This is a genomic window from Microbacterium sp. oral taxon 186 str. F0373 (assembly GCF_000411455.1).
In the GTDB taxonomy this organism is placed as follows: domain Bacteria; phylum Actinomycetota; class Actinomycetes; order Actinomycetales; family Microbacteriaceae; genus Microbacterium.
Map to the genome: position 1 here is coordinate 1,787,796 of NZ_KE150457.1, position 11,331 is coordinate 1,799,126.

At 70.2% G+C, this 11,331-nt stretch carries 8 protein-coding genes; 3 read left to right on the plus strand and 5 right to left on the minus strand.

The annotated features are described in order from the left end of the window. Positions 1–536: 536 nt before the first annotated feature. The 4 genes from pstB to HMPREF1529_RS08365 all read right to left on the minus strand — a co-directional run bounded on the left by pstB (position 537) and on the right by HMPREF1529_RS08365 (position 4,724). A complete protein-coding gene (gene pstB / locus HMPREF1529_RS08350) occupies positions 537–1,316 on the minus strand; it encodes a phosphate ABC transporter ATP-binding protein PstB (RefSeq protein WP_005051164.1) in 780 nt (259 codons plus the stop codon). Between the two features lie 15 nt (positions 1,317–1,331). Beyond that, positions 1,332–2,432: a phosphate ABC transporter permease PstA gene (gene pstA, locus HMPREF1529_RS08355; RefSeq protein WP_016464479.1), complete on the minus strand. Its 1,101-nt coding sequence runs from the start codon at positions 2,430–2,432 to the stop codon at positions 1,332–1,334. Beyond that, the gene (pstC, locus tag HMPREF1529_RS08360) at positions 2,429–3,430 is read right to left on the minus strand and encodes a phosphate ABC transporter permease subunit PstC (protein ID WP_005051160.1); all 1,002 of its coding nucleotides are present in this window, start codon (positions 3,428–3,430) and stop codon (positions 2,429–2,431) included. The genes pstA and pstC overlap by 4 nt, the downstream gene beginning before the upstream one ends. Before the next feature lie 166 nt (positions 3,431–3,596). Beyond that, entirely contained in the window at positions 3,597–4,724 is a 1,128-nt protein-coding gene (locus tag HMPREF1529_RS08365; RefSeq protein WP_005051159.1) for a phosphate ABC transporter substrate-binding protein PstS, read from the minus strand. Between the two features lie 192 nt (positions 4,725–4,916). Between HMPREF1529_RS08365 and HMPREF1529_RS08370 the strand changes: the two genes are divergently transcribed. The 3 genes from HMPREF1529_RS08370 to HMPREF1529_RS08380 are packed head-to-tail and all read left to right on the plus strand — an operon-like array spanning position 4,917 to position 10,742. Then, complete coding sequence (locus tag HMPREF1529_RS08370) at positions 4,917–5,522, plus strand: Rho termination factor N-terminal domain-containing protein (RefSeq protein WP_232212085.1); 606 nt, start codon at positions 4,917–4,919, stop codon at positions 5,520–5,522. A 1-nt stretch (position 5,523) separates the two neighbouring features. Continuing rightward, positions 5,524–9,453 (plus strand): Pls/PosA family non-ribosomal peptide synthetase, encoded by a 3,930-nt coding sequence (locus HMPREF1529_RS08375; protein ID WP_016464481.1) that lies wholly within the window; start codon positions 5,524–5,526, stop codon positions 9,451–9,453. Then, entirely contained in the window at positions 9,450–10,742 is a 1,293-nt protein-coding gene (locus tag HMPREF1529_RS08380) for a M1 family metallopeptidase (RefSeq protein WP_016464482.1), read from the plus strand. Before HMPREF1529_RS08375 ends, HMPREF1529_RS08380 begins: the two co-directional genes overlap by 4 nt. Positions 10,743–10,767: 25 nt before the next feature. Here HMPREF1529_RS08380 and HMPREF1529_RS08385 read toward each other — a convergent pair whose 3' ends face one another. Further along, positions 10,768–11,328, minus strand: coding sequence for a hypothetical protein (locus HMPREF1529_RS08385; protein WP_016464483.1), 561 nt, complete (start codon positions 11,326–11,328; stop codon positions 10,768–10,770). Between the last annotated feature and the right edge of the window lie 3 nt (positions 11,329–11,331).

Sequence of the window (11,331 nt, forward strand, 5' to 3'; positions counted from 1 at the left end):
CCGTCATCCCAGTGTTCGACACAGCCGCATCCGCGGGGATGGTAGGTCCGCTGTCCGTCGCAGAGCCACACGTGCGTCCGCGCATCGTCGGTCAGAACCCAGAGCCCCAGGTGCCGAGCCGCAGTGACGCAGGCGAACCGTCCGCCGTGGGCGCCTATGTCTCGTGCAGCGTCGCAGGCAGCGACAGTCGTGTAGACGCCTCGGCGGCATCGGTGGAACGTACCCGCGCTGATGTGTTGTCGCAACTGGCTTCGCGACAAGCCGCCGCGCAGGAGAGCTCCGGTGGTGAAGACGGCCTGGGACGCATCGCACATGGCGACACCCTGCACAGTACGCACGGGCATGACCGCTCGGTTCTCGGCATCCGTGGACAAATCCGCACACCGCACGGCCTGTGCAGGACGTGTTGCCGACGGGCGCCGCGTGCCGAACTGCAAGGCCCGTCAGGCGACTCGCCGGGCGGATGCCGCCGCGCGCGGCGTGTCGTTACGAAACCCTTGCAGTTCGGTTGCCGTGGTCGTTCTCCGCCGGGCGATTCAGCCGAAGCGGCCGGAGACGTAGTCCTCGGTCGCCTGCACGGACGGGGCCGTGAAGATGGTGTCGGTGTTGTCGTACTCGATGAGCTTTCCGGGCTTGCCGGTGCCGGCGATGTTGAAGAACGCCGTCTTGTCGGACACACGCGATGCCTGCTGCATGTTGTGCGTCACGATGACGATCGTGTACTCCGTCTTCAGCTCCTGGATGAGCTCCTCGATCGCGAACGTCGAGATCGGGTCCAGGGCCGAGCACGGCTCGTCCATCAGCAGCACGTCGGGGGAGACCGCGATCGCGCGCGCGATGCACAAGCGCTGCTGCTGCCCGCCCGACAGGCCCGCACCGGGCTTGTCGAGGCGGTCCTTGACCTCGTTCCAGAGGTTTGCGCCCTGCAGCGAGCGTTCGACGAGGGCGTCGGCGTCGCTCTTGGAAATGCGCTTGTTGTTGAGCTTCACGCCGGCCAGCACGTTCTCCTTGATCGACATGGTCGGGAACGGGTTCGCCCGCTGGAACACCATGCCGACGTGACGACGCACGAGCACGGGGTCCACGCCGCTGCCGTACAGGTCATCGCCGTCGACGAGGACCTTGCCTTCGACACGGGCGCCGGGGATGACCTCGTGCATGCGGTTGAGCGTGCGCAGGAACGTGGACTTGCCGCAGCCGGACGGCCCGATGAACGCCGTGACGGCGCGGGGCTCGATCTCCATGGAGACGCCCTCCACGGCGAGGAAATCGCCGTAGTAGACGTTGAGGTTTTCGACTTCGATGCGCTTGGACACAGGGGCCTTCCTTGCTTAGCGTGCCTTCGGCGCGAAGACCATCGCGACGATCCGGGCGATCAGGTTGAAGATGACGACGAGGATGACCAGCAGCAGCGCCGCGCCCCAGGCCTGGGCCTGAGAGGCGTCGATGTCCTGCCCCGGGAAACTGTAGGCCGTGTAGGCCATGACCGGCAGGGTCTGCATCGCACCGTTGAACGGGTCGGAGTTGAAGTTGTCGGTGAAGCTCGCGGCGATGAAGATCGGCGCCGTCTCGCCGATGACACGGGCCACGGCGAGCACGACGCCGGTGATGATGCCGCTGGCGGCGGTGCGCAGGACCACCTTGATGATCGTGATCGATCGCGGCACGCCGAGGGCGAACGACGCCTCGCGGAGGTCGGCGGGCACCAGGCGCAGCATCTCCTCGGTGGAGCGGATCACGATCGGGATCATGAGCACCGAGAGGGCGATGGATGCCGAGAATCCGCTGAATGCCTTCGGACCGACGATGAGGGCGAAAAGCGAGAAGGCGAACAGACCGGCGACGATCGACGGAATGCCGGTCATCACATCGACCAGGAACGTGATCGTGCGGCGCAGCGGGTTCTTCGGCTGCGCGTACTCGACGAGGTAGACCGCCGCGAGGATGCCGATCGGCACCGAGATCAGCGCCGCGATCCCCGTGATGATGAGCGTTCCGACGATGGCCTGCAGTGCGCCGGGCGTCGAGACCACGGCCAGGGTGTTGGGGTCGAATGCGGTCCCGCCCACCTTGGTGATGAAGTCCCACGACATGACGCCCATGCCTTTGGAGAACACGGTCCACAGCGTCGAGATGAGCGGAGCAACGGCCAGGACGAAGGCCACCGTGACCAGACCGCGCACGACGCGGTCGGTCGACTTGCGCCTGCCTTCGACGATCGCCGAGAAGACGCCGATGGCGATCAGGTAGACGACCGCGCTGAGGATGAGCCAGGTCGCGACGTTGAAGCCGCCGAGCACGAGCTGGAGGGCGGCGATCACCGCGAGCGAGACGACGAGCACGATGGGCTCGATGAACCGCGGCAGCTGACCGCTGGTGAGCGACAGCGGCGGCGTGGACGTCGTGGCCACGGGGGTGGTGAGCTCGCTCACGAGCGCTTTCCTCTCTTGCGGCCCTTCGCGCCGGGACCCGTGGCCGCGATGATGTAGCGGGCCAGCATGTTCACGGCGAGGGAGACGACGAACAGCATCAGACCGGTGCCGATCAGCGCGGAGCGCTGCAGGTCGGTGGCGATCGGGAAGTTGAGCGCGATGTTGGCGGCGATCGTCTGCGAGTTGTAGCCGTCGGTGAGCAGAGCCACCGAGAAGATGAGGCTCGGCGAGACGATCAGGGCGATCGCCATCGTCTCGCCCAGCGCACGGCCGAGCCCGAGCAGCGTGGCCGACACCATGCCGCTGCGAGCGTAGGGGAGCACCGCGAGGCGCACCATCTCCCATCGCGTCGCGCCGAGGGCGAGGGCTGCCTCCTCGTGCAGACGCGGCGTCTGCAGGAAGATCTCGCGCGTGATGGAGGTGACGATCGGCAGGATCATCACGGCGAGCACGACGCCACCGGCGAGCATCGTGGAGCCCGTGCTCGATACCGGACCCTGGAACAGGGGGATCCAGCCGAAGTACTGGTTGAGGAAATCGGCGAGCGGCAGGAGCAGCGGGCGCATGACGATGATGCCCCACAGGCCGAAGACGATGGAGGGCACCGCCGCGAGCAGGTCGATGATGTAGCCGAGGAAGCCGGCGATCCGTCGCGGCGCGTAGTGCGAGATGAACAGGGCGATGCCGATGGCGACGGGCGTGCCGAGGACCATGGCGATCAGCGCCGCCCAGATGCTTCCCCACAGCAGCGGCGCGACGTAGTCCCAGAAGCTCGACCAGTTGGCGTTCTGGTAGCCGGCGAGATCGCCCTGCGACCAGTTGGCGGTGATAGCCGGAAGACCCTTGAGGATGAGGAAGATCGCGACGCCCGCGAGGATGATCATGATCGATACGGCGGCCGTGGTCGACAGGCCCAGGAACACCGAGTCGCCGGCGCGACGCTTACCGACGATGTTGGAGGCCGGCTTGCGCGCGGGTGCGGTCTTGACGTCAGCCACGACGGCCCTCCGGGTCGGGCAGGGTCATGTGTACTCCTCGGGTCGGGATCGCTGAGTCCGGGTGTGTGTCCGACTCAGCAGGGTCGTCGATCGCGGATCGACGACCCTGCTCAGCCAGGTCCGGTCTGCGCAGCGTGAGCCGCGCAGACCGGACCGGGACGAGGTGTTACTTGATCGCGGCGAGCGTCTTCGCAGCGGCTGCGAGGACGGAGGCCGGCAGCGGCGCGGAGCCGGCGTTCTTCTCGGCCACCGACTGGCCGAGCGAGCTGGTCACGAAGCCGAGGTAGGACTTCACGAGCTCGGCCTGCTTGGCATCCTTGAACGTGGAGCAGATGACCGCGTAGGAGACCAGCGGGATCGGGTACGTGTCAGCCGTCAGCTTGGAGTAGTCGAACTTCTTCGACAGGTCTCCCGGAACACCGTTGGAGGCCTCGACAGCGGCGACGTCGAACGTCTTCGAGACCGCGTCACCGCTGAACGCGATCGCGGTGCCGTTGGTGAGGATCGACGCGGCGTTCAGCGAGCCGATGGCGGAGTGGTCGGCGTAGCCGATGGTGCCGGAGCCGGCCTTGACGGCCTCGACGACACCCGAGCCGCCCTTCTGCTTCGAAACGTTGCCCTGAACCGGCCAGTCCTTGCCCGCGGGGAAGGTCCACACCGACGACTGGGTCGCGGCGAGGTAGTTGGTGAAGTTCTGGGTCGTGCCGGAGCCGTCCGAGCGCGCCACGGTGGTGATCGCGCCAGCCGGCAGCGCCGTGCCGTTGTCCTTGGTGATGGCCGGGTCGGACCAGTCGGTGATCTGCAGCGCGAAGATCTTCGCGATCGTCTCGCCGCTCAGCTGCAGCTTGGTGACACCGGGGATGTTGAAGACGATCGCGACACCGTCGAGGTAGATCGGGATGTTCACGGCACCGTCGGTGCACAGCGCCTTCGACTGAGCCGTCTGGTCGGCGTTGAGGGGCGAGTCCGAACCCGCGAAGTCGTACGCGCCGCTGAGGAAGTTCGTGACGCCGCCGCCCGAGCCCTGCGACTTGTCGTAGTTGATCTTCACGTTCTTGGCGGTCGCGTTGTACGCGGTCGTCCAGGCCTGCTGCGCGTTGGACTGGGCGCTCGATCCGCCGGCGGTGATGGTGCCGCTGAGGCTGGGGTCGATCTGGAAGGCGACGTCCGAGCTGGTGGCGGTCGGGCTTGCGCTCTCGGCCGGCGTGTTGCTGCCGGACGACGCGCAGCCCGTGAGGGCGAGGGCGGCGACGGCCGCGATGGCGCCCAGCTGGGCGATACGGGTGAGCTTCACTGTGAATCCTTCACGTTGTGTGGGAAATGCGGGCCCGGTGCAGGGCACGCCCCGACGCTAGACAGGCACTCTTACCGGCCGGCGGTGCAGAGGTGAACGAGAGGTTAACGATCGTGAGCGATCGTGTGCGGGGCGCGGGCCGGAGGGCACCGGTTCCCCGGCGGTTCACATGGCACCCCTACGATGTGGGCCATGGGTACGACAAGCAAGAGCGAACGCGCCGCGCGCGATGCCATCACCGACGCGTCCGCGGCGGCCAAGACGGCGGCCAAGACGGCCAAGAACCTCCCGAAGAAGCTGGCGGCCGGGCTCGAGGAGTACATCGACGAGGCGCGCGACGCCGCCGATGTGTCGAAGAAGAAGCTGCGCCGCAAGCCCCGCACGGTGACGAAGCACGCGGAACGCGCGGTGCGGCGCCTGGAACGCGCCGTTGCGAAGGCCGTCGCCGCCGCCGATCGCAAGGCGCGGCTGCGTGCCGAGGCGCGCCGTGCGGCCCAGGAGGCGGAGAGTTCCGCTGCGCGCGCAGCGGCGGAGGCAGCCGAGGCGAAGGCGCTCAAGAAGGCCGCACGCCGCGCGGAGGCCGCTGCCGCGCGCGCCGAGCTCGACGCGGATGCGGCCGATGAGGCGCTCGCCGCCGAGCTCGCCGCTCCCGCGGACACGGGCGCGCCGCAGCCCACGGATGACGACGCGGACCTGAGCGCCCTCACCGTCGTGCAGCTGCGCGAACGCGCGCGCTCCGCCGGACGAACGGGCTACTCACGCCTGACGAAGGCGCAGCTGATCGAACTGCTCTCCTGACGTGGACGATTCACCCCGGGCGCTCCTCGGTCGGGCGGAGGCTGCGACCCCGGCCCGCACGCTGCTGGACGTGTTGCGTGCCACGGCGCGCGCGTTTCCCGAAGCCTCCGCGATCGACGACGGTTCGGGCGCCCTGAGCTATCGCGAGCTGTTGGCCCGGGTCGGCGCCACGGCGGCGCGCCTGCATGACGCGGGCGTTCGACGCGGCGATCGCGTCGGGGTGCGGATGCCGTCGGGTTCGAAAGAGCTGTACATCGCGATCCTCGGCGTCCTCGCCGCCGGTGCGGCGTACGTGCCCGTCGACGCGGATGACCCCGACGAGCGTGCGCGGCTGGTCTTCGGAGAGGCTGCCGTGCGCGGCGTCATCACCGGCACGGGCACGTACGCCCCGGCATCCGAAGAAGCCGCCGTGGCGAATGACCTCTTCGACGGTGAGGCGCCTCACCCCGCGACACAGGCGGTTGTGGCGGTGCCGCCGCCGAACGTCGACGACGACGCCTGGATCATCTTCACGTCCGGCTCCACGGGCGTGCCCAAGGGCGTTGCGGTCACCCACCGCGCGGCGGCCGCCTTCGTGGATGCCGAGGCTCGTCTGTTCGTTCCCCATGCGCCGCTGGGACCCGACGACCGCGTGCTCGCCGGACTGTCCGTGGCCTTCGACGCCTCATGCGAGGAGATGTGGCTCGCGTGGCGTCACGGTGCGTGTCTCGTTCCGGCGCCGCGGTCGCTGGTGCGCTCCGGCGAGGATCTCGCGCCGTGGTTGCTGCGCCAGAGCATCACTGTCGTGTCCACGGTGCCCACGCTGGCCGCGATGTGGCCGGCGGAGTCCATCGAGAACGTACGTTTGCTCATCTTCGGCGGCGAGGCATGTCCGCCCGAGCTCGCCGCGCGCCTGGTCGCCGACGGACGCGAGGTGTGGAACACGTACGGCCCGACCGAAGCGACGGTCGTGGCGTGCGCGGCTCCGCTCGACGGGTCCGTGCCGGTGCGCATCGGCCTGCCCCTGGACGGGTGGCTGCTCGCGGTGGTCGACGGTGACGGACAGCCCGTCGGCGAGGGTGGCGCCGGCGAGCTGATCATCGGCGGCGTGGGTCTCGCGCGCTACCTCGACCCGGCGAAGGATGCCGAGAAGTACGCACCCTTCCCGACACTCGGCTGGGACCGCGCGTATCGCTCCGGCGACCTCGTCCGCTTCGAGCCCGCGGGGCTCGTGTTCCAGGGCCGCGCCGACGACCAGGTGAAGGTCGGCGGGCGACGCATCGAGCTCGGCGAGGTGGAGGCCGCCCTGCAGGATCTGCCGGGCGTGACCGGCGCCGCGGCCGCCGTACGCACCACCGAGGCGGGGGTGCCCGTTCTCGTCGGCTACCTCGCGGCGCCTGCGGATTTCGATCGTCTCGCGGCGCGGGCGGATCTGGCGGCGCGGCTGCCGGCTCCCATGGTGCCGCTGCTGGCCGTCGTCGACGACCTGCCCGTGCGCACGTCGGGCAAGGTCGACCGTGCGGCCCTGCCGTGGCCGTTGCCGAACGTGGAGCTTCCGGCATCCGATCTCTCGCCGGGGGAGGCGTGGCTCGCCCAGCAGTGGCACGCGGTACTCGGCATGCCGGTCGTCGACCGCAAGACCGACTTCTTCGATCTCGGCGGCGGGTCACTCGCCGCGGCGCAGCTCGTGTCCCGCATCCGCACGCGCGTGCCCGAGTTCTCCGTCGCCGACATCTATGACGTGCCGCGACTGGGGGCGATGGCCAAAGCCCTCGGCACCGGTCTGCAGGAGGATGCCCCTGCCACATTCCACCGTCCGGAGCCGACGCCGCGACGGGCCCAGTGGGCGCAGACGCTGCTCGCGGTGCCGCTGTTCATCCTCTCCGGCATCCGGTGGATGCTCTACCTGCTCACGGCATCCGCCGTCCTGCGGCTCTTCCCCGGGTTCGACGTGCTGCCCGAAGCACCACTTCCCCTTCTTGCCGTCGGACTGCTCGTGTTCGCGACGCCGTTCGGGCGCATGGCGATCGCAGCGGCATCCGCCCGACTGCTGTTGAGGGGCGTGCGACCGGGTGACTATCCGCGCGGCGGCTGGGTGCACATCCGGCTGTGGCTGGCCGAGCAGATCGCCGATCAGGTGGATGCCGTGGGTCTCGCCGGAGCGCCGTGGGTGAGCTACTACGCCCGCGCCCTCGGCGCGCGCATCGGCACGGGCGTCGACCTGCACGCGCTGCCGCCCATCACCGGGATGCTCGAGATCGGAGACGGCGCCGCCATCGAGCCCGAGGTCGATCTGTCGGGGTACTGGATCGATGGTGACGTCGTGCGCATCGGTGCCATCCGTATCGGCGCCGGGGCCACCGTGGGTTCGCGCAGCACGCTCGCTCCCGGCACCCGGATCGGCCGCCGCGCCGAGATCGCACCCGGGTCGGCGGTGTTCGGACGGGTGCGCGCCGACCAGACGTGGGCGGGCTCTCCCGCGGTGCGCGTGGGTGGCACATCCGCGCAGTGGCCCGTCGAGCGGGCCCCCGCTCCCACCCGCTGGCTCTGGGCATACGCCGCCTCCGCGATCGCTCTGGCACTCCTGCCGCTGGTGGCGTTCGCTGCGGGCGCGCTCGTCGTCGCCCGCGGCATCCAGGGTGCGGCGTCGCTCCTCGAGGCGCTGGGCGGGGCGCTGGTGTGGCTTGTTCCCGGTGTGCTGGTCGCGGGTGTCGTCTTCGCCGGTGTCGTCGTCGTGACGGTTCGCGTGCTGTCGATCGGGCTGAACGAGGGCGTGCACGCGGTGCGCAGCCGCGTCGGCTGGCAGGCATGGACGATCGAGCGCCTGCTGGACTCGGCGCGAACGATCCTGTTCCCGCTGTACTCGAGCCTGTTCACGCCCGTATGGCTGCGCCTGCTCGGCGCGCAGGTCGGTCGCGATGTCGAAGCCTCCACCGTGCTGCTACTTCCGTCGCTGACGCGCATCGAAGACGGTGCGTTCCTCGCCGACGACACCATGGTCGCGTCGTACGAGCTGCACGGCGGCTGGATGCGCCTCGGCCCGGTGCGCATCGGCAAGCGCGCCTTCCTCGGCAACTCCGGCATGGCCGCGCCCGGACACCGCGTTCCCCGGGACGGGCTGGTCGCGGTGCTCTCGGCTGCGCCGGCGAAGGCCAAACCGGGCTCATCCTGGCTGGGCTCGCCCGCCGTACGCCTTCGGCGACGCACCGCCGAGGGCGACGAGACGCGCACGTATCAGCCGCCGGCGCGCCTGCGCGTCGCTCGCGCGCTGTGGGAGCTGGGACGCGTCGTGCCGGTCGTCGTCACCTGTGCGTTGGGCGTGCTCGTCGTCTTCGCCCTGGCAGCGCTGATCGACGCCGTCGGTCTCGGCGGTGCGATTCTACTGTCGGGCATCGTCATGCTGGCCGCGGGCGCCGTCGCCGCCGGGGTCTCGACAGCGGCGAAGTGGCTGATCGTCGGCCCCATCCGTGCCGGCGAGCAGCCGCTGTGGTCGAGCTTCGTCTGGCGCACCGAGGTGTCCGACACCTTCACCGAGATGGTCGCAGCTCCCTGGTTCGCGCGCGCCGCCGCCGGGACGCCGGCCCTCGCGGTCTGGCTGCGGTCGCTGGGCTCGACCATCGGGCGCGGCGTCTGGTGCGACAGCTACTGGTTGCCGGAGCCCGACCTCGTCAGCCTGGGCGACGGGTCGACGGTCAATCGGGGATGCGTCGTGCAGACGCACCTGTTCCATGATCGAATCATGAGCATGGACACCGTCGAACTCGAGGCCGGAGCCACGCTCGGCCCCCACAGTGTCATCCTCCCCGCCGCCCGCATCGCCGCCCACGCGACCGTGGGCCCGGCATCCCTCGTGATGCGCGGCGAGACGGTTCCCCTCGGCTCGCGGTGGAGCGGCAACCCCATCGGCCCCTGGCACGCGGTCAAGGTGCGCGCCTACCAGTCCACCTCGTGAGCGGGCACGACCCGTACGCGCCCGAAAGCGGCGATCCTTCGTTCGACGTCGACTCGTACGACGTGGAGATCGACTATCGCGTGCGCACCAACCGCCTCGAGGGGCGGGCGACGCTCAACGCCGTGGCGGCCATCGCGGTGTCGGCCGTGAGTGTCGACCTCGTGGGCCTGCGTGCGACGAGGGTGCGGGTCGACGGCGATCGGCGCACCCGGTTCTCGCAGGGCCCGCGGAAGCTGCGGGTCACGCTGCCGCATCGGCTGCAGCCGGGGGAGCGGTTCTCCATCGAGATCGTCTATGCCGGCGCGCCCGCACCGCGTCGTTCCCGCTGGGGCACGATCGGGTGGGAGGAGCTCGAGGACGGCGCCCTGGTGGCGTCGCAGCCGACCGGCGCTCCGACGTGGTTCCCCTGCAACGACCGCCCCGACGCACGCGCGCCGATGCGTCTGTCGGTGACGACGGATGCCGGGTACCTGCCGGTCCTCACCGGCCGCCCGACCGGCACGACGACGGCGGGCGGTCGGGTCACGGTGACGTCCGAGTCGACCGTGCCCGTGGCCACGTACCTCGTCGCGGTGCACGTCGGCCCCTACGAGCAGACCGCGCTCGAAGGCGGCGAGGGTGTGCGGGTGTTCGCTCCGGCACAACTGCGCCGCGACGTGACGCGGGCGTTCGCCGACGTTCCGCGCATGCGGGCACTGTTCGACGACTCCTTCGGGCCGTATCCGCAGGAAGCCTGCACACTTGTCGTGACACCGGACGAGCTGGAGATCCCGCTCGAGGCGCAGGGGCTCGCGGTCTTCGGCAGCAACCATCTGGTCCCCGACGAGCAGCGGCTGATCGCGCACGAGCTCGCCCACCAGTGGTTCGGCAACAGTGTCGGCATCGGCCGCTGGCAGGACATCTGGCTCAACGAGGGCTTCGCCTGCTTCGCCGAGTGGCTCTGGTTCGAGCGCTCCGGCGCGGCGAGCGTCGCCGAGAAGGCGGCGAAGCACCACGCTCGTCTGCGGGCGCTGCCGCAGGACCTCGTGCTGTCCGACCCGGGTCCGGACCTGATGTTCGACGACCGGGTCTACAAGCGCGGCGCCCTCACCCTGTATGCCCTGCGATGCGCCGTCGGCACCGCGGTGTTCACACGGGTGCTGCACGAATGGGTGGCGACCTATCGGCACGCCCTCGCGACGACCGACGACTTCCGCGCGCTGGCCGCCCGCGTCGCCGGCCGCGATCTCGACGACGTCTTCACGCCGTGGCTCGATCGCGTCGAGCTGCCCCCGCTGCCGCGCCCGTAGCGGTCACGAGACCGACACCCCCGCCTCATCTGGCGCTCATCGACGCCGTGTCGACCATCGTGTCGACCACGGTGTCGACCACCGCGGCAGAGAGGAGGATCCCCGGCGGGCCGTCGAGATCCACGCCGTGAACGGTCGTCGCCACCCCGGGAACATCGGCGAACCAGTGAGCCCCGTCGGCAGACTCCTCGAGCGCGACGGATGCCGCATCGATCCGCAGTCCCGTGCCGACGGCCTTCAGCGCGGCCTCGACCCTCACCCACCGGCGCACCCCACCCGGAACACCGCCGGCGGCTTCGCGGACCGTGTCGTGGAGCGGTTCCGCGTCGATGGCGAAGCCCCCACCGACGCCCGGCACGACGCCGACCACAGCGAAACGCCCGGCGTAGGTCACCCCCGCTCGCCACGCGGCATCCTCCACCCGCACCGGGCCATGCGGGCCGCCGCACTGCGGACACGGGTTCGTCAGTCGCACCTCCGCCACCGCTTCCGCGCGCAGAAGGTCGCGGATCAGCCCCCACGCCACCGCCCGTCGGCCGTCGCGCGAGGCGGGGGCCGGCGCCCACGCCAGGCGGAGCCCTTCCACGGT